This is a genomic window from Marinobacter sp. bablab_jr008, from assembly GCF_016464145.1.
Classification (GTDB): domain Bacteria; phylum Pseudomonadota; class Gammaproteobacteria; order Pseudomonadales; family Oleiphilaceae; genus Marinobacter; species Marinobacter nauticus.
The window spans coordinates 20,078-38,678 of record NZ_JACDWW010000077.1 but is presented as its reverse complement, the minus strand read 5'-3'; the positions used below and the strand labels follow the sequence as shown (position 1 = coordinate 38,678).

Below are 18,601 nucleotides of genomic sequence, written 5' to 3'. Positions count from 1 at the left end.
TAGCCCGTTTTAGCTACATCATTCGAATCGGGCATCCACTTGCAAAACAACCATTCCAGCCACCGCGACTCTTCCGGGGGAGCCTCTGAGGCCTCGCAAAATTTCTTCGCGGTCTGTCTGTCACTGACGCTGTGTTTTGTCGTCTACTCAATGCTGATTGTGGCAGTGCCTGTGTATGGACTTCAACTTGGCGCCTCTCCGCTCGTTCTGGGTGCAGTGTTAAGCGCCCAGTATCTGCTACCGCTGGTGCTGGCCATTCCCCTGGGAGGCATCGTGAGCCGGTTTGGTGGCAGGTCCACGCTGCTGGCCGGGGCGGGCATTATGGTGGCAGGCTTGTTGTCGATGCATGCGTGGTATGGCTATGCGGGCCTCGTGACTGGTCAGTTGCTGGTGGGGCTGGCTCACCTCCAGATGGTTCTGGCCGCCCAAACCATCATTTCCAACCTGGGCACGGGGCCGAGGCTGGAGCAGTACTTTGGCTGGTATGCCACCTGGCTGTCGGGCGGGCAGGTTATCGGCCCCCTGTTGGCCGGTGTTGTGCTGAAGTATTCTGGTACCCAGTACGTGTTCCTTGTGATGGCTCTGTTTGCGCTGGTCTCGGGCGTTGTAACACTCCGCCTGACCGGGCAGGCGAGGGAACGTATTCATGTTACCCGACAGCAGGCGGGCTTCCGGGCGCAATGGCAGCTTGTCGGCAGTAACCGCGGGGTGCAGTTGTCGATTCTGGTCACGGTATTGGGGATGTTCGCGCTCGGGGTCTACGGCAGCTATTTGCCAGTGTACCTGGAGAGCCTGGCCATCAGCCCGTTGATTATTGGAGTTCTGGTCAGTCTTCGAGCCGGTGTGTCCATGCTGGTTCGGCCGTTTATGGCGCGCATTATTGCACTTGCCGGGGGCCGCGTGCCGACAGTGTTGCTCTCGCTCAGTACCCTTGCCACTGGCTTGGCTTTTCTGGGGGCGTCTGAGCAGTTGCTGCTGATGGCTGCCCTGGCCATGTTGGTCGGTATCGGTTCCGGCCTTACCCAGCCTTTATCCATGGTGATCCTGGCGGAATCTGTTGAACGTGAGCGGCGCGCAGGGGCATTGGGTATGCGTTTGATGGCAAACCGGGCGGTGCACTTTCTGGCGCCCCTGTTCTTTGGTCTGCTACTTGAACTGAGCGGCTTTACACTGGCTTTCGCTGCTTCAGGTATACTGATTGGCTTCGCGCTTATTGTGGCGCACCGACTGTTCAGCTCCGGGAATCTGTAACCATGTCTGGCACGGCCTCCGGCACCTATGATCGACTGATCAACCCTGTACTTGTCGCAGGCTGTATTATTATTCTGGTTGGTTTTTCCGTGCGGGCCTCGTTCGGTCTGTTTCAACTGCCGATTGCCCTGGAATTTGCCTGGCCAAGGGAGTCGTTTTCTCTGGCCATCGCCATTCAGAACCTGTTCTGGGGCATCGGGCAACCCATCTTTGGTGCCTTTGCCGAACGCTACGGTGATCGCAAAGCTATCCTGGTGGGCGGTATCTGTTACGTGGTCGGGCTGGTTGCCTCGGCATTCGCCATTACCCCGGGCCAGCACCAGTTCCTGGAGATGCTGGTTGGGTTCGGGATTGCCGGAACCGGATTCGGGGTCATTCTCGCTGTCGTAGGGCGCTCTGCCCCGGAAAAGCATCGCTCCATGGCGCTGGGTATTGCAACCGCCGCCGGTTCTGCAGGGCAGATCATTGGCCCGCCCGTCGCGCAGGCGCTGCTGAGCCAGATGCCCTGGCAAAGCGTGTTCATGGTGCTGGCCGGTTTCATTACGGTGTCGATGCTTGCCCTTCTGTTTATGCGGGCACCCAAGGCGGCGCCCTCGGTATCGACCGATGAACCGATGGGGGTGGTGCTGAAGCGAGCGGTGAAAGACCCCTCGTTCCTGTTCATTTTTATCGGCTTTTTCTCTTGCGGGTACCAACTGGCGTTCATCACCGCGCATTTTCCGGCGTTTATTACGGAAATGTGTGGGCCAATTACGCCGGACAGCCTGATCTACGTGCTGGGGGTAACGTCAGCGTCCGGGCTCGGCGCCATCTCAATTGCCCTGATCGGTCTGTTCAATATCGGTGGCACACTGATGGCCGGCTGGTTGGGTAACCGATACTCGCGCAAGTACCTTCTGGCGACGATTTACCTGTTACGAACAATCGTCTCTGCCGCCTTTATCATGGCGCCCATCACTCCTGAAAGCGTTGTGCTCTTCTCAGTGGCGATGGGTTCGTTGTGGTTGGCAACGGTACCGCTGACGTCTGGCCTGGTTGCCCACATCTACGGGTTGAAGTACATGGGCACGCTCTATGGCCTGGTATTCTTTTCGCACCAGCTTGGCGGTTTTCTTGGTGTCTGGCTGGGTGGAGCCCTGTACGACCTCTACCATAACTACACGCTGGTGTGGTGGATCGGTGTGGGCGTCGGGGCGTTGTCGGCACTGATTCACCTGCCGATTCGGGAATACCCCTGGGAGAAGCGTGGGCAGGCGGTCACTGCCTGATAGAACGACAAAGCCCGGACCTTTCGGCCCGGGCTTTGTGTAGGGAATTCTGGTCGGGACGGTAGGATTTGAACCTACGACCCCTTGCACCCCATGCAAGTGCGCTACCAAGCTGCGCTACGCCCCGTAAACTGCAAGCCGCCGAGAAACAAGGTTTATCTCAGTGGCTTAGCGGGAGCGAAGTCTACACCAGCCCAGGCTAAAAATAAACACCGGGCTGGCGAATTTCTCTCGAAATCAACGTAACTTGGTCTCCCGCAGTGCCAGGATGAATTCCGGCGGCTCGAAGGTATCCGGTTGGGCGCTTTCCCAGTACTTGTCGAACACCCTAAGGCCGGTTTTGCCCTCCAGTAGTGCTCCCGGTTCGAGGAACGGAAACAGGTCCAGATAGCTATGCACTTCGGTTTTGGAGACGCGACGGACGATGTGCTCCGGGCCAAGCTCAGAGGGATGCCGGAGACCCGAGGCCTCAAGCAGATTCTGCAGGGCATCCAGAGTGTTCTTGTGGAAGTTGAATACCCGCTCGCTTTTCAAGGGCACGTCCAGTTTATTGCCACGACGCGGATCCTGTGTTGCGACCCCGCTGGGACAGCGGCCGGTATGACAATTCAATGCCTGGATGCAGCCCAGGGAAAACATGTAGCCCCTGGCGGAATTACACCAGTCCGCTCCCAGAGCAAGGGTGCGGGCAATATTGAACGCGGACGTAATCTTGCCTGCGGCGCCAATGGCGATGTCTTCGCGCAGGTGAGTGCCTACCAGTGTGTTATGAACCAGAAGCAGAGCCTCTGTCATCGGCATGCCAAGGCGATTGATGAACTCCAGTGGCGCCGCACCGGTGCCGCCTTCGCCGCCATCAACCACGATGAAATCGGGCTTTTTGCCTGTCTTCAGCATGGCCTTAACGATGGCGAACCATTCCCAGGGGTGGCCGATGGCGAGCTTGAAGCCGACCGGCTTGCCGCCGGAGAGGCTTCGCAGCTGTTCGAGGAATTCCAACAGTTCAACGGGGGTGGAAAAGGCGGAATGGCTGGCGGGTGAAATGCAATCTTCGCCAACCTGAACGCCGCGGGCTTCAGCGATTTCGGGGGTCACTTTTGCGCCGGGCAAAATGCCACCGTGGCCTGGTTTTGCCCCTTGAGATAGTTTGACCTCTATCATTTTGACCTGGTCCAGGGTGGCATTCCTTTCGAACATCTGGGCATTGAAGGAGCCGTCGGGATGCCGGCAACCGAAATAGCCGGATCCGATTTCCCAGACCAGATCTCCGCCGGGTTCCCGGTGGTAGCGGGAGATCGATCCTTCCCCTGTGTCGTGGTAGAAGCCTCCTTTTTTTGCGCCGGTATTCAGGCTCAGAATGGCGTTGGCGGAAAGTGAGCCAAAGCTCATGGCGGAGATATTGAAAACGCTTGCACTGTAAGGTTTCTCGCAGTTTTTGCCGATCAGAATCCGGAAGTTACTGCTGTCGAGTCGGGTTGGGGTGAGCGAGTGGTTCATCCATTCAAAGCCTTCGTCGTACATGCCTAACTGTGAGCCGAATGGTCGCTTGTCGAGCACGTTCTTCGCCCGCTGGTAGATAATAGTGCGCTGTTCCCGCGAGAAGGGCCGCTCCTCTGTATCGGACTGGATAAAGTACTGCCTGATCTCCGGGCCGATCGACTCAAACAGATACCGGAAGTTGGCCATGATGGGATAGTTTCGGCTAACAGTATGCTTTCGCTGCAGTAAATCCCAGGTGCCGAGGGCTGTGAGAACACCAAAAATCACCGGAAACAGATAGCCTGCTTCAAGCCAAAGCGTTACCGGTAACGACACCAGCAGCCCGGCGATGCTGAGAACATAAACGGAGTAGCGCAAAGGGAAGGTGGTGGTTTTTTCCATGAATACCTCTGGTTGCTGTCGGGCGGGTGTCGGCGAAACCTTGCAGTATAACTACGTCACCTGTCCGGGTAGTAGACCTGTTTCAGGGAACAATCGTTGCCTCTGAAAAATCTGGTCTATGCTGATGTAGATAAAAAAGGCATTTTTCTTGCTTTTGATGTTTTGAGTTCAAAGTAATAAAATGACCGGCTTGTAACGTATGAATGATTGTTCATTGCGTTATCCATTCACTCAGCATATTCAGTGATCACACCAGACCAGGAGGCGCCAACGTGGGCGAGGTAGTGAAAGACGAATATCAGACGGATTACGTCGCAGGCCAGGATAATATCAATCCGTTCGGCCTGGATCTTCATAACTGGGTTTTCCCGGTAGCGGCCATCATTGTGGTTCTGTTTGTTATCGGAACCCTGATGTTTCCGACAGCGGCGAAGGAGACTCTTGATGGGGCCAAGTGGGACATTATTGCCAGTTTTGACTGGTTCTTCCTGCTCAGCGCCAACATTTTCGTGGTTGTCAGCCTTGCGCTGATCTTCATGCCGGTGGGCAAGATCCGGCTGGGCGGACAGGATGCAACGCCCGAATTCTCAACCATGTCCTGGTTTGCCATGCTGTTCGCAGCCGGGATGGGGATCGGCCTGATGTTCTGGGCCGTGGCCGAGCCGGTGGCGTACTATACAGGCTGGTATGAAACTCCCTTCAATGTGGCTGCCAACTCTCCGGAAGCGCGTGATCTGGCGATGGGGGCGACCCTTTATCACTGGGGGCTGCATCCCTGGGCAATCTACGCCATCGTGGCCCTGTCTCTGGCGTTCTTTGCGTTCAACAAGAACATGCCACTGACCATCCGTTCCGCGTTTTTCCCACTGCTGAAAGACAAGGTGTGGGGCTGGCCGGGGCACATCATTGATGTCCTCGCGGTTGTGGCCACTATCTTTGGTCTGGCCACGTCACTTGGCTTTGGTGCCCAGCAGGCTGCCTCCGGCCTGGATTACCTGTTTCAGGTAGGTTCTGGCACCAATGTGCAGATGGCTATCATTGTTGGCGTTACGGCCTTGGCGCTCATTTCCGTGCTGCGTGGCCTGGACGGCGGCGTGAAGGTGCTCAGTAACATCAACATGGCGACGGCAGGCATCTTGCTGTTTTTCGTGATCTTCGCCGGCCCGACCATGACCATTCTGGAAACCATCTGGGTAACCTCTTCCACCTACGTGGCCAACCTTGTGCCGCTGAGTAATCCGTTTGGTCGTGAAGATGAAGCCTGGTTCCAAGGCTGGACTGTATTCTACTGGGCCTGGTGGATTTCCTGGTCACCGTTCGTAGGTATGTTTATCGCGCGGGTTTCAAAAGGCCGGACAGTACGTGAGTTTGTCACTGCGGTTCTGATTATCCCGACCTTGATCACCACCGTATGGATGAGTGGTTTCGGTGGCACGGCACTGGAACAGATCCAGCAAGGCGTTGGTGTGCTCGCAGACAAAGGGCTGACCGAGGTTTCTCTGGCGACCTTCCAGATGTTTGAGCAGCTGCCCTGGACCGGCATTGTCTCGTTCGTCGGTATTATCCTGGTGCTGGTGTTCTTCGTAACCTCGTCGGATTCCGGCTCGCTGGTGATCGACAGCATCACTGCTGGCGGCAAAACCGATGCCCCGACGGCTCAGCGTGTATTCTGGGTGGTCATGGAAGGCGCCATTGCGGCGGCGTTGATCTTCGGCGGTGGCGAAGACGCTCTGGGCGCGATCCAGGCGGTGGCCATCAGTGCCGGGTTGCCCTTCACTGCAATACTTCTACTGATGACCTGGGGCTTGTTGAAAGGCCTGACCCATGAGAGGAAGTTGCTCCTGCAAAGGGGTGAGCTGGCCTCCTGATCAGCGGGTCTGAACAAAAAACCGGAGCTACACCAGCTCCGGTTTTTTTATGCCCAAACACTGATTGTCAGCGCCGGGCAAAGCTATCCATGGCAAACAGCGCTCGCTCTCTGGGGCTGAAATGCGGGCGCTTGAGGCTCTCGATCGCGTTGAGCCTGGGCAGCAGGCCGCAGCCGTTGGCCATCTGAATGGCCAGTCCGGGCCGGGCGTTCAGTTCGAGCAGAAGAGGGCCTTCGTTGGCGTCCACCACCAGGTCTACGCCCATATATCCCAGGCCGGTGGCCTCATAGCATCGGGCTGCCATTTCCAGCATGTTTTCCCAGTCTTCAATCTGGATATTCTCCAGAGCCAGTCCGGTGTCCGGGTGCAGGGTAATTGGCCGATTGAACTGAACTGCGTTCAGACTCTGGCCAGAGCCGATATCCAGCCCGACGCCAACAGCCCCCTGGTGCAGGTTGGCTTTACCGTCGGACGCGGTGGTTGCCAGACGGAGCATAGCCATGACGGGATATCCCTGAAACACCACAATCCGGATGTCGGGAACGCCCTGGAAGGAGTACTTGGCGAGTGCCGGGGAGGACTGAACCAGGTTTTCAACAATGGCAACATCCGGGGTACCGGCCAGGGAATACAGGCCAGCCAGAATATTGGTAAGGTGACGCTCCAGCATGGCGACGGAAATGCGGGCGCTGGAGGCCTTGATAAAGTCGTCGCCGTCTCGCCCGGTAATCACGGTAATGCCCTTGCCACCAGAGCCTTTTGCTGGCTTGATGGCGAAACCGGCCAGATCCTCTGCCATTTCCCGAAAATGGGAGATTTCGTGTTGCTGGCGAACCACCTGCAGCAGCTTGGGGGTTTTTACGCCGTATTCGCTGACCGCCAGCTTGGTTTTCAGCTTGTTGTCCACCAGCGGGTAGGAGGTGCGATCATTGTACCGGGCAATGTAATCTACATTGCGCCGGTTCATGTTCAGCATCCCGAGATTTTTCAGCCTGCGTGGAGAGATCCAGTCCATATCAGTCGTAGGCCTTCATCGGGGTAAACCGCTTGAGCTCGCTGAGCTTGTAGCCGGTGTACTGACCCATCAGCAGGATCAGCCCGAGAATAACCAGATGTAACTCCGGGAAGTTGAAGGTGAGGTGGCCAGCCAGCGGAGTGCTCATGGCCAGGTAGGCGCAGATGGCCACAAACAGACTGCCTGAACCCTGCACCAGCACTTCGCGGGCGCCTTCCTCTTCCCAGAGAATGGACATACGTTCGATGGTCCAGGCGATGATCACCATGGGGAAGAAGGTGACGGTCATGCCGGTGTTAAAGCCCATCTGGTAGCCAATGATGCTGAGCCCCGCGGTGATGAAGATCACCAGAATGATCAGCGCCGATATGCGTGATACCAGCAGCAGGTTCAGGCTGGAAAGATAGCCGCGCAACAGCAGGCCAATGGCTACAACGGACAGAAAGGCGATCAGCCCTGGCACCAGAGTGGTCTGTACAAAGGCCACGGCGATCAGGACCGGCATAAAGGTGCCCGACGTTCGGATGCCAATGACAATCCGCATGAAGGCGACAATGAGAGCGCCGATGGGGAGCAACAGCAGCATTCGGAACATGCTCTGTTCTTCGATGGGTAGCTGGTAGAAACCGAGCACACTCAGCCCATTGGCGTTGGACTCCAGCGTTGCCAGTTGCAGCGCCGGCACGGTCTGCCGCAGCATGGAAAAGCTTACCTGGGAGTCGTCGCCACCCACCACGTCGAGGAGGGAATCTGCCCCCTGTCTCCAGAGCAACAGGTTTTCCGGTACACCTTGTTCTGCGGTGCGCGGGTCGAAGGTAAGCCAGCGCTTGCCGTTGTATATCTGTAGAAATGGCACCAGTTGTTGGCGACGGCGGGCATCCTCAAGCTTCAGGGCATCTGCGGTGCGCGCAGCGATGCCAGCGTGGTTCAGCATCTTCACCAGCAGTTGCAGATAGTTGTCGTCAGATACCAGTAATGTTGTGTTCTGGGTGCGGTTGTCTGGCTGCATCAGGCGGATCAGCTCGCGGGTCATGCTCTCCGGGGAACTGGATCGCTCGGAAGCCTGGGTCAGGAGCTCTCTTACGGCGGTGGCCTGGGGCTCCTCCCAGAAAACCGTCAATGCCCGGGGTTTACGCACTGGCGGAGTATGAATTGCGTCTTCATCCGGTACAAACTGTGCCTTGAAATAGAGAGTCTGAGGACCGGCGACGTCTCGTTTTGTCCACTGGGCCCTGCGCCCGCTGTTGCTATCCAGAATTGAGAAGCCGTAGCCGGGCGAGGCGGCCTGCTCCGTCAGGATACGGAAGCCGGGCGGTTGCTCCGGGATGTGCAGGCTCACTTCAGCCGGGCTGTTCTGGCCCTCAAAATCGACTCGCGCCTCAATCATCCAGACCGGACGTTGTTCACCGGTCATCCACGGAATACCCAGTTCCAGATGGCGCCAGGTGGCGATCGCTATCCCTGCCGCAATCAACAGGAAGACAAACACGTAAAACGGGACCCGGGAGCGTACCGTCATTCTTCCTCTCCGTTTGCCGCTTGTTCAAGGTAGGATTCGGGCAACTCGGTTGCGAATTCCTTGCCGACATCGATCAACATGACGTCTCGCAATACGTTGCGGCCAATCAGGACTTCGTAAGTCAGATTTGTCCGGTCGGCCAACGTAAACTCAGCCACCTGCTGGTGGTCGCCGATGGCAAACTGAAGCTCCACCACCACCCGGCGCTCTGACTCATCGGCACTGGACTGGATAATTTTCACGCGCCGGGAGATTTCTTTCTCCATGGCAACCCATTCGGCCTCCTTGGTGCCAGGAACCGGCACTTCAAAGCGCACCCAGTTGCTGCCGTCGCGCTCGAAACGTTGAACGTTGCGGGCGTGTATGGAAGAGGTTTCCGCGCCACTGTCGATTCGGGCGGTATAGACATGGTCGGGGCCAGCCAGGAAAAACTTTTCGACCTCACCGACAACGACTTTGCCTTTTAGGCGATCCGCCCGGCCTTTATCTTCGCGGGAAGCGGGGCAGGTAGGTGCCGCCTTTGGTGGTGGGCACGATGGCTTTTCAACCTGACTGGCAATTGCTTGAAGAATGGTCTGGGTAGAATCCTGATTCTGCTGCAGGAGCTTTTCGTGCCTTACACCGGCATTCTGCTCCATGGTAACAAGGGTCGCACGCTGGCTTTGGACCGAGGCTCGCACCTCTTCAATATTCTCTTTCGGTACCATGAAATAACGATCGGAAGCGCAACCAGAAAGTGCGACTGCCAGCCCTGTTAAGGCAACTGCGAACAATGAGCGGGTTTGCGAAACACTGGACCCCATGAATATCCCCTGAACCGGCCGTGAGAATTATTGGCAATGGATGCCTCAGCCATTGGATGTGTTGTCAATCAGGCGGGAGAGTATACTACAACGTACCTGTGTGGTGACTTTACAGATGGTTAAGGCGCATCTTTACCGGCCCAGGAAAGGCCCCTGGCCCAGCGGCGTCTCGGATCTCAGGTACTCCTGGATGACCGGGGAACAATTCAGGTAGAACAGTAGCAGCTCCCGCTGAATATCCTGGTCCTGAATGCGCGCAGCAAAGGAAATGACTTCTTTGAGCGCACGGTCGCTGGAGGTGGTGTCGGTCGGCACCGTGAAGCTCTTTCCATAACGGCTTTTCAGCAACTGGGTCAGTCGCTCAAGGTGAAACTCGCCCGTATGGGTGATGTGAGGCAAAACCCGCACATGCTTTTCCGCCGAGCGCTGATTTTCCGAAGACAATGTCTGTTCGTCTTCCACACAGGTAGCCTGCAGGAAATCGGACCCGAATTTTCTCCACAATTCCTTGAACATGCTCCGACCTGCCAGTCAGCTTTCCGTTTACGGCTTTAGCACTCCGGTTGGGTGCTTTTTAACCGTTGTAGAGCAATTTACGCTCTGCGTCCATAGGTGGATTGACGCAATGTTGATAAATGCCAAACAGTCGAGGCCGGCCTGGTGGCACCGTTCCGCCAACAAGAAAAAAGGGTGAGCATTGCGGTAGACTGTCAGGCTTTGATCCCGGGGCCATGCCCTGAATTGACCAACGAAGACCAAGGAGAAGATGCTGGTGCTAGATGCGCTTACCCTCACCATGGCTGAACGTCCGGAATGGCTGGCAGGCTGGTTCCTTGCTCTGGTGGCGAGTGCCGCCTCGCTTTTGGCGGGCGTGATCTGGCTGCTGTGGCGTCGGCGTCAGGATAGAGCCACCGAGTCTGCCTTGCGCGAGGAACTGGACGCCCGGGACAGGCAACTGAGAGATAGCGAGCAGGTGCAGGCGTTGCATGAACAGGAAGTTGAACACCTGCGGACCGCACTCGAGGAGCAGAAAGCCCGCTCTGGGCAACTGGAGCAGGGCATCGAGCACTGGCGACAGCAGTCTGCCAACCTGGAAAACCGATTGGCGGCTCTGGAATCGGAGCTAGCGGCAAAACAGGACCGGGTTGCGCAACTGGCAAGTGAGAGCGGTCAATACCAGCAGCGGGCTGAAATGCTCTCGGAAGAGCTGGGCCAGTTGAAGGTCGAGTTACGCGAGCAGCAGGTCACTCTGGATAAAGAGCGCCGTAGTGCCTCGGAAAAACTGGAGTTGCTGGAAAAGAATCGAGATGCACTGAAACAGGAATTCGAGAACCTGGCGAACCGGATTTTCGAGCAGAAAAGTGAGCGCTTCAGCCAGCAATCCAAAACCAGCCTGGACTCCTTGCTTAACCCCTTCCGCGACCAGTTGCAGGATTTCCGCAAACGGGTTGAGGATGTCTACACCACGGAAACCCGGGATCGTCAGGCGCTTCGCAGCGAAATAAAATCGTTGCAGGAGCTGAACCGGCAAATTACCGAAGAAGCCGCCAATCTGACCCGCGCTCTCAAAGGCGACAAGAAAATTCAGGGCAACTGGGGTGAGTTGATCCTGGAGCGGGTGCTGGAACGGTCGGGCCTGCGCAAAGGGGTCGAGTACGAAACCCAGGGGAGTTACCGGGACGAAGATAATCAGTTGTTGAGGCCTGATGTCATCGTGCATTTGCCGGACCAGCGAAATCTGGTGATTGATTCCAAGGTATCCCTGGTGGCTTATCAGCAGTGGGTTACTGCGGACGAAGAGGAAGAACGGGCCGCAGCGTTGAAGCAGCATGTCGAGGCGGTTCGCAACCACATCCGCACATTGAGCGAGAAAGATTACAGCCAGCTTAACGGGCTGCATTCTCCCGATTTCGTGCTGCTGTTCATGCCCATCGAGCCGGCATTTGTGGCAGCATTCCAGCAGGACGAGAACCTGTTCGCAGAAGCGTTCGAACGCAAGATTATTGTGGTGACGCCTACCACCCTGCTGGCGACACTGAGAACGATTGAGAATATCTGGCGTTATGAACGCCAGAGCCAGAACGCCCGACGCATTGCAGATCGTGCCGGTGCGGTCTATGACAAGCTGAGGGTGTTTGTCGAGGCTATGGAAAAGCTGGGAAGCCAGTTACACACGGCCCAGGGCACCTACGATAATGCCATGAATACCCTGACCCGGGGCCGTGGTAATCTGATTTCCCAGGCCAATCGGTTTGTGGAGCTGGGGGTCAGGGTTAAAAAAGAGTTGCCCAAGTCGATTGTGGATCAGGCCGAGGTCGATTCTGAAGACGCCGATGAGCCGGGAGATACGCCTGCCATCGATAGGGAGCCTACGGACGCCGGGGAAGCCCGTGCAGAGGACCAACAGGAGTAGCGGTATGTTGTCATCCATGAAAAAAAGGCGTTTGCCTGGTCACAGGGTATTTGCGGGCCTGGTGTTGTCTTCTGTTCTTGCCCTGCAGGCGGGGTTCGCCCAGGCATTGGCTCCGGAACACGAGATTCGCCGCTTGATGCTGGCGACGGAAGAAGCCGTTGCAGCAGAGAACTGGAGTGAGGCAGGGGAGTACCTGAACCGCCTTCAGGCCATGGAGGGAGAGAAGCCCGCCGAGTATTACTACTATCGCGGCCGGGCCATGTTGCAGGCCAATCATCTGAATGAGGCACGTTCAGCACTGGAGCAATACATTACCCGGGCCGGGGCAGAGGGCACGCATTACCAGCAAAGCCTGAAGCTGATTACCGACATAGAGAAGGCCAGCCGTGCCAGTGTTCGCGCTCTGGCCGAAGGGCAGGCCAATGCCAACGAGCCCGTGGCCGTGATTGAGCCGGCGAATGAACAGGATGTGAAGGCGCTGCGCCAGCTGTATCTGGCCAGCTCGGACAGGGAGGCTCTGGTCATCCATCTGAATACTCTGCTTGAGACCGCTGGCTGGCGGCGTGACAAAACGGTGGTGCGCCTGGACAGGCCAGCAGATCGCCAGTACCAGGTGGCTCTGGATGATGGCAATATCAGTATTCAGGACATCGAGCGTAATCCCGATGGCACCACCGTTCGCAGAACCCTGTCTCTGTCGGTATTCGGTGTGAATCCTCAGTTGCGTTGGGATTGTGAACCGGTGGTCGGAGCCTGCTGGGTTTATGATCCGCGGGACGGCTCCCGGCTTTTCCAGTTGGCGGAGAATCGCGATCAGGCCCGGGACATTGCCCGAACTCTGGGGCGCTTGATCCGGAACCTGCAGCAGGGAAGTTCGTAAGGCCGGGTGTTCAGACCAGATCGCCCCGTTCGCCTTCCCGCCAGGCGCCCGGGGTGACCCCCGTCCATTTTTTGAAGGCCCGATGGAAGGTGGATGGTTCGGTAAAGCCTACCCGTTCGGCAATATCGTTGATGGGTATCTCCGGATGGGCCAGATAGTAGATGGCCATATCCCGCCGCAATAGATCCTTGATCTCCTGAAACGACGTGTTCTCCTGCTTCAGGCGGCGCCTGAGGGTTTGCGGGCTGGTGTGCAGCTCTTGTGCTATCCAGTCGAAATCCGGCATGGGTTTGGAGAAGTCACGGCCAATCAGGCCCCGAATACGACCGGTCCAGGTGTTGCTCTCATCCGGTCGTGACAGCAGGTCTGCCGGGGAGGTTTTCAGGAATTGTCGCATTTCCGGTTTGTCCCGAATCACCGGGGCGGAGAGGAAACGTTTGCTGAAGGTCAATGCCGTACAGTCGGATTCGAACGCCAGCGGACAATGAAAAATGTGCCGGTATTCGTCCCCGTGGTCTGGCCTCGGGTAATCGAACTCAGCTTTCTCCAGTTCCACGGGCTGGCCAATAAGCCAGCTGCCGAGCCGGTGCCAGATCACCAGAATGCTCTCGCGCAGAAAATAGTCCGGGTCGTGGATGCTGCCTTCAATTCGCGTGACCAGGCGCGCACGGTCATTGAGGATTTCAAGCTCCATGGACGCCATCGGTTCGAACAGCCGAGAGAACCGGAAGGCCTGTTGATATACCTCTTCCAGCGTCTGGCAACCGACCACCAACGCACACATGGTGGCGAACGTTCCGGAGCGGGCACGGCGTGGCCCCATGCCCATAAACTCATCGCCAGTGCGCTGCCAGATTACCTGCATCAGCTTGCTGAACTGATCACTGCTCACTCTTGCCATTTCAATGCGAAGAAGATCTGGCGAGATCCCGGCCTCCTGGAGCAAAGCACGGCTGTCCAGGCCCAGGCGTTCGGCGCCTGACAGGGAAGCTTCAACAAAATGTCGTGAGACTGTCAGTGTTGACATAGAGGCAGCCAGAAGAAAGAACGAACTTCATCATAAGTACCCGGCTCAACATTGCAAGCCCATGATTTGCCAACGGATGGAAGAAACGGTCAATAGGAATGAAGGAACCGGTAGTTGGCCCGGGCTGCAAAACCCGTCAGCATGAGCCAGAGTCATTGCCGCCGATCAAAAACAAGGAGACGCTTTATGGCAGCCCCGCTCGCCAACCTGAAAATTCTGGATTTCAGTACCTTGCTGCCCGGACCCTACGCCACCATGATGCTCGCCGATATGGGCGCGGAAGTGCTCAGAATTGAAGCTCCGGATCGCGTGGATCTGGCCAAGGTAATGCCACCTTTTGATGGTAAATTCAGCACCACTTTTTCCTACCTCGGTCGCGGCAAGCAAACCTTGCAACTGAACCTGAAGCAGCCCGAGAGTGTTGAAAAGGTCAAGCAGCTGGTTCAGGACTACGACATCGTGGTGGAGCAATTTCGCCCGGGCGTCATGGACCGCCTCGGGATAGGCTATGAGGTACTCAAAGCCATCAATCCCAAGCTGATTTACTGTGCCATTACGGGCTATGGCCAAACCGGTCCCTACAAGGACAGGGCAGGCCACGATATCAACTATCTTGCTATTTCCGGTGTTGCCAGCCACTGCGGTCGTGCCGACAGTGGTCCACCACCCATGGGCATTCAGATTGCCGACGTGGCCGGAGGCTCCCATCACGCCGTGATGGGCATCCTCGCTGCGGTCATCAAACGCCAGGAAACCGGAGAGGGCGCCTTTATCGACATCAGCATGACCGATGCCGCCTTCGCCCTGAATGCCATGGCGGGTGCTGCTGCCCTGGCAGGCGGACAGCCTCAGAAGCCCGAAAGCGGCATGCTCAATGGTGGCACCTTCTACGACTATTACCAGACCAGAGATGGCCGCTGGTTGTCTGTCGGGAGCCTGGAGCCGCAGTTCTCTTCGCGCCTGTGCGATACCCTTGGGTTGGGCGAGCTGAAAAGCTATGCCTTGAGCCAGAAGCCTGAACATCAGCAGGAATTGAAAGCCGCTATCAAGCAGAAGATCTCGGAGCGTTCACTGGCTGAGTGGCGGGAGGTGTTTGCCGATGTGGATGCCTGCGTAGAGCCGGTATTGACGATTGAGGAGGCGGCAGAGCATCCGCAGTTGAAGGCCAGGGGGATGGTTGTTGAGAGGGATAGGGGGGATGGACAGCTGCAGAGACAGCTTGGTTTGCCTTTGAGAATTGTCTGAGTAAACAAAAAACCCGGCATTTCGCCGGGTTTTTTGTTCTAACAGAGCTGCATTACGGCTGCTGTGGCGCAGAGGACTGAAGAATCATCTGCAGAGTCTGTCCTACCAAGCCGCTGAACATCAGGCTGGCATTGGCAGCGCTTACTACTTGCGTTTCTGTTAGTGCAAGCGTCCGATCCTTCAGGAAGTCGAATTCAAATTCCGCAAAGTTCGGGGCTTCCGTAGCTTCCGCGAGAGGGAGTACTGGAGTTCCATGGGTACCCTCTGCATAGCGAGTGATGGCCGGCAATCCTTCGGCAAAGCTACCTGCAGCGATCCAGGCTGCAAGGGGCTCTGAGCCAGCCAGAGGTGCAGGGCTTTGCGAGTCAATGTTGAGACCAACTACTTGCAAAGCATCGGTCACGAAGGGCTTGTAGCCGGCTTCCCAGTTGGTGCCGCTGCCTTCGATGTAGAAATCAAAGGCGGCGTTGATGGTGGTTCGGTCGCCATCAACCTGGGAAATCAAGGTGTTGGAACCCTGAAGCTCATCGACCATGTTGATCGGGTCAACGGTATCGATAGCAGCCTGGAACACAGTAAAGAACGACTGCAGGTTGTTACTTGCCTGAGTCAGTTCAGAGTCTGTTTGCTTCAGCCCGGCGAGAATTGTCGGCGCAAAGGACGGAGAGTTCTCAAGCATTCGCACTACGCCAGAAGCAGGGGTCATCAGGTGGCTGTTCTCGATCTTCAGATCTTCACGGTCGCCTGAATTGGCAGCCACTACAAACGCATTACCGTTGATAGTACCCAGCGAGTGCCCTACGAAATGGAACTTGGCATTGGCAAAGGCTCCAACTTCCACCGGCAGTGATGCCCGCAGGTTCAGGAGGTCAAGAACGCCCTGGCGCAGATTGTCACGGCTATTCAGGAAGTTTCCGAGGTTGATGAACAGGTCGCCGGAAGCTCCCGGTTCTTTTACCTCTGGTGCCGGATTAAACTGCATAGGCGCCCAAGGCAGATTTCCTTGGCCGACTGGCAGAGTGCGGTCAAAGTTGCTGTTGCTTGCCCATCCGAAGTGGCGCTCGTTAATGCCGCTGGCATCGTAACCTGTCGCAGTCGACTGCGGTGCCAGGCCCGGGATCGTGCTGCCGGCGTTGTCGACAGTACCAATAAGGACTGCCGCTTGACCCACTTGTTCTTGAGTCGGGGTTTGCGTTTGGAACAGTGCTCCGGCCAGTGTTGGCGCATCACCTGCCAGAATGAGCGCGGTCAATTGTGGAATTTGCTGTTCTGTCAGGCCAGGGTTTAGAGACATCAACAAGGTTGCTGATAGCTCCTCCTTATCTTCCAGAGTCGCAGGCGCAATGCCATGCAGGGGCTGATCAATTGCCACGACAGCAATGCGCTTGTTCTGCTGGATGCCGCTGGCAACCAATGCTGAGCCAAACGCCAGAGCGGCGCTTCGATCAGTGGTTATACCGTGTTGGAAAATGACGACGTCGGTAATTGCGCCTGGCGTGCTAAGCGTGGCGTTTTCCAGGGGGCTACCCGCAAAGGGTGCAGTGCTGAAGTCCGGGTGCAAAACGAGCATCGGAACTTCTGTATCGCCCTCGGCTGCGGGGAACGGGAAAATCGCGTTAACGACCTCGCTCAGTCCGGCGCCTTGAGGAATAACCAGACCCGCCTGAGCAAACTGTTGGTTCAGCGCGGCTGCAAAGGTTGTATCGGCCTTCCAGGCTTGAGTCTGAATTGGAGCGCCATTCACGTTGCTGGGGAGGCCCAGGTAATATGGCAATGTGATGCTGCTTTCCGAAACGGCAACGAACTCGGACCCGGGGACGGTTGCCAAGATGGCTGACTTGGTCTGAGCTGGAGCTGAGGCGCCCACAGTGATTGGTCTGCTATCCGGCTCTGCGATCTCGATTCCCTTGCCCGCTAAAGCCTGGTCAATGGCGGCGCCAAGGCCGGCAGCCACGCAAGCGAATTGGTCCTCAAAGCTACCAAGCGGTACATACTCGTAGTTCCCGGTCTGAGAGTTTGGTGTGTCGCAGGGAGCCAATGCAGCATTGTTGAGCGCAGTCGAGGGCTCAAATGTTGCCAGGGCGCCTTGGACTGCAGCTTCCACATCCTTGTAGCCGAAGTTGGCCGGGCTGGTGTTCACAAAGAGGAAGTCTGCGGTGCTAACTGAGCCATCGCCATTCACATCGAAGTCTTTGCTGTCGATGCTGCCGTCTCGATTGAGATCCCATTTCTGGAAGCCGGTCAAAGGGCTAGGAGCGGCCTCCTCAAGATCTTGGCCAGACGCGAACAATGCCGCGCCAACAACTTTCTTGGCCGTTGATACTCTAACGAATCCTTCGAGTTGGTCACGCAGCCAGTTCTCCGGATATGCGATATAGCGTGTGACCATGATGTCATTTGAGGTGGTGAAGCTGTAACTCATAGCAATATCGTTTGCTGACAGCTTGTTTGCACCGTTAGAGATGGCAGCTGCAAATCCAGATACAGTCGGTTCCCAGAACTTGTTGACCAAAGAGCGAATCGGGGCCAAAGCAGCGTTTACGAGGCCAAAGTTAGGATCCGTCTCTGTACCTTCGCCAGTGATATTAGCGTAGACAGGATCCTGGCCGATGGATTTTCCTGAACCATCCTTTACACCTTTGGTGATGCCCACCACGTAACGGGTGTTCGGTGCCAGAGGCTCCGTTGGTGTGATTCTGATGGCTGTGGAATCGTCAACATCAATCACGTCAACGATAAAGTTGGTTTTTGCGACCTTTGCCAGGTCCACGGTTGGAGGTTCCTGGTTAGACAGTCCTTGAATCGGGTCCCCGCTTGCGTACTTAACGGGTATCAGGAAGATGTTCTGGTTCGGTTTTAGTGATGATTTATCGATCTGCCCGCTGGTCTTGATAGTAATGGGGTCGACAGTAGAGGCGCCGCTAAGGCTATCGAGAGCGATTTCAACAGGGCTGGAATCTGCAGTCAAATCCAGTTTGAAAGTTCCATCCAGTGAACCTGAGAAACTCAGGTCGGTCGGTGTCGGGATTTGGCGCTTGGCCGGGTTGAACAGCGGGTATGTTGTATTCAGGGCATCGCCGGCATACTGCGGCTTGGGATTATCATTACCCCCACTGTTAGAGCCACTGAAACAGCCCGTCAACCCAAGGGAAGAAGCCACGGCAAGACTTATTAGAGTTTTCTTGAACATGGGTGGAACCTTTTCCTGTTGTTGTGTCGTTATATCCGGCGTTGACGGAACCGGTCGGCCCCAGGATTCCGCGCACAGCCTTTTCTGATTTGTTGGTTGTCTGAAATTGTAGCCAGCACTTAAAAGCCAATTTCTGTAGCTTCGACTATAGCGACAGAGTAGCAAGTGTTGATCAGCCAAAAGTGTGATTCTGCGTCTGGAAACCCTCCTCGCACCCTTGGAGTGGCCCTCAATCAAAAAT

At 56.5% G+C, this 18,601-nt stretch carries 13 protein-coding genes and 1 tRNA gene; 6 read left to right on the top strand and 8 right to left on the bottom strand.

Features of this window, described 5'->3' with window-relative positions; all coding sequences use genetic code 11:
* Positions 1-39: 39 nt before the first annotated feature.
* Positions 40-1,251, top strand: coding sequence for an MFS transporter (locus tag JIF53_RS15930; protein ID WP_199453289.1), 1,212 nt, complete (start codon positions 40-42; stop codon positions 1,249-1,251).
* A gap of 2 nt (positions 1,252-1,253) precedes the next feature.
* A complete protein-coding gene (locus JIF53_RS15925) occupies positions 1,254-2,519 on the top strand; it encodes an MFS transporter (RefSeq protein ID WP_199453287.1) in 1,266 nt (421 codons plus the stop codon).
* A 50-nt stretch (positions 2,520-2,569) separates the two neighbouring features.
* Here the strand turns inward: JIF53_RS15925 and JIF53_RS15920 are convergent.
* Positions 2,570-2,646, bottom strand: a tRNA-Pro gene (locus JIF53_RS15920).
* Between the two features lie 110 nt (positions 2,647-2,756).
* Positions 2,757-4,400 (bottom strand): FMN-binding glutamate synthase family protein, encoded by a 1,644-nt coding sequence (locus tag JIF53_RS15915; protein WP_199453285.1) that lies wholly within the window; start codon positions 4,398-4,400, stop codon positions 2,757-2,759.
* 272 nt (positions 4,401-4,672) lie between these two features.
* Here JIF53_RS15915 and JIF53_RS15910 point away from each other — a divergent pair, with 272 nt between their 5' ends.
* Positions 4,673-6,268: a BCCT family transporter gene (locus JIF53_RS15910; protein ID WP_199453284.1), complete on the top strand. Its 1,596-nt coding sequence runs from the start codon at positions 4,673-4,675 to the stop codon at positions 6,266-6,268.
* Positions 6,269-6,335: 67 nt separating this feature from the next.
* Here JIF53_RS15910 and JIF53_RS15905 read toward each other — a convergent pair whose 3' ends face one another.
* From JIF53_RS15905 to JIF53_RS15890, 4 genes are all read right to left on the bottom strand, one after another.
* Positions 6,336-7,283: an alpha-L-glutamate ligase-like protein gene (locus tag JIF53_RS15905; RefSeq protein ID WP_199453282.1), complete on the bottom strand. Its 948-nt coding sequence runs from the start codon at positions 7,281-7,283 to the stop codon at positions 6,336-6,338.
* 1 nt (position 7,284) lies between these two features.
* A complete protein-coding gene (locus tag JIF53_RS15900) occupies positions 7,285-8,802 on the bottom strand; it encodes an inactive transglutaminase family protein (RefSeq protein ID WP_014420997.1) in 1,518 nt (505 codons plus the stop codon).
* On the bottom strand, positions 8,799-9,605 hold the full coding sequence (locus JIF53_RS15895; protein WP_199453280.1) for an ATP-dependent zinc protease: 807 nt from the start codon (positions 9,603-9,605) through the stop codon (positions 8,799-8,801). Before JIF53_RS15895 ends, JIF53_RS15900 begins: the two co-directional genes overlap by 4 nt.
* 132 nt (positions 9,606-9,737) lie before the next feature.
* On the bottom strand, positions 9,738-10,121 hold the full coding sequence (locus JIF53_RS15890) for a hypothetical protein (RefSeq protein WP_011785515.1): 384 nt from the start codon (positions 10,119-10,121) through the stop codon (positions 9,738-9,740).
* A 250-nt stretch (positions 10,122-10,371) separates the two neighbouring features.
* On the opposite strand from JIF53_RS15890, the gene rmuC reads away from it, so the two are divergent.
* Complete coding sequence (gene rmuC / locus JIF53_RS15885) at positions 10,372-12,018, top strand: DNA recombination protein RmuC (RefSeq protein WP_199453278.1); 1,647 nt, start codon at positions 10,372-10,374, stop codon at positions 12,016-12,018.
* A 4-nt stretch (positions 12,019-12,022) separates the two neighbouring features.
* Positions 12,023-12,898, top strand: coding sequence for a hypothetical protein (locus JIF53_RS15880; protein ID WP_199453276.1), 876 nt, complete (start codon positions 12,023-12,025; stop codon positions 12,896-12,898).
* Between the two features lie 10 nt (positions 12,899-12,908).
* On the opposite strand, the gene JIF53_RS15875 is transcribed toward JIF53_RS15880, so the two are convergent.
* Positions 12,909-13,925 carry an AraC family transcriptional regulator gene (locus tag JIF53_RS15875; protein ID WP_199453274.1) on the bottom strand — a complete coding sequence of 339 codons (1,017 nt, stop codon included), beginning with the start codon at positions 13,923-13,925 and terminating at the stop codon, positions 12,909-12,911.
* A 186-nt stretch (positions 13,926-14,111) separates the two neighbouring features.
* On the opposite strand from JIF53_RS15875, the gene JIF53_RS15870 reads away from it, so the two are divergent.
* Entirely contained in the window at positions 14,112-15,170 is a 1,059-nt protein-coding gene (locus tag JIF53_RS15870; RefSeq protein WP_199453272.1) for a CaiB/BaiF CoA transferase family protein, read from the top strand.
* A 52-nt stretch (positions 15,171-15,222) separates the two neighbouring features.
* Here the strand turns inward: JIF53_RS15870 and JIF53_RS15865 are convergent, their stop codons facing one another.
* Positions 15,223-18,360 carry an Ig-like domain-containing protein gene (locus JIF53_RS15865; protein WP_199453270.1) on the bottom strand — a complete coding sequence of 1,046 codons (3,138 nt, stop codon included), beginning with the start codon at positions 18,358-18,360 and terminating at the stop codon, positions 15,223-15,225.
* Positions 18,361-18,601 lie beyond the last annotated feature (241 nt).

Bases quoted from the DNA above. Each gene is read 5' to 3' on its own strand.
- JIF53_RS15925 (WP_199453287.1), top strand. From the start codon at position 1,254: ATGTCTGGCACGGCCTCCGGCACCTATGATCGACTGATCAACCCTGTA.
- JIF53_RS15915 (WP_199453285.1), bottom strand. From the start codon at position 4,400: ATGGAAAAAACCACCACCTTCCCTTTGCGCTACTCCGTTTATGTTCTC.
- JIF53_RS15905 (WP_199453282.1), bottom strand. From the start codon at position 7,283: ATGGACTGGATCTCTCCACGCAGGCTGAAAAATCTCGGGATGCTGAAC.
- JIF53_RS15900 (WP_014420997.1), bottom strand. From the start codon at position 8,802: ATGACGGTACGCTCCCGGGTCCCGTTTTACGTGTTTGTCTTCCTGTTG.
- JIF53_RS15895 (WP_199453280.1), bottom strand. From the start codon at position 9,605: ATGGGGTCCAGTGTTTCGCAAACCCGCTCATTGTTCGCAGTTGCCTTA.
- JIF53_RS15890 (WP_011785515.1), bottom strand. From the start codon at position 10,121: ATGTTCAAGGAATTGTGGAGAAAATTCGGGTCCGATTTCCTGCAGGCT.
- rmuC (WP_199453278.1), top strand. From the start codon at position 10,372: ATGCTGGTGCTAGATGCGCTTACCCTCACCATGGCTGAACGTCCGGAA.
- JIF53_RS15880 (WP_199453276.1), top strand. From the start codon at position 12,023: ATGTTGTCATCCATGAAAAAAAGGCGTTTGCCTGGTCACAGGGTATTT.
- JIF53_RS15875 (WP_199453274.1), bottom strand. From the start codon at position 13,925: ATGTCAACACTGACAGTCTCACGACATTTTGTTGAAGCTTCCCTGTCA.
- JIF53_RS15870 (WP_199453272.1), top strand. From the start codon at position 14,112: ATGGCAGCCCCGCTCGCCAACCTGAAAATTCTGGATTTCAGTACCTTG.
- JIF53_RS15865 (WP_199453270.1), bottom strand. From the start codon at position 18,360: ATGTTCAAGAAAACTCTAATAAGTCTTGCCGTGGCTTCTTCCCTTGGG.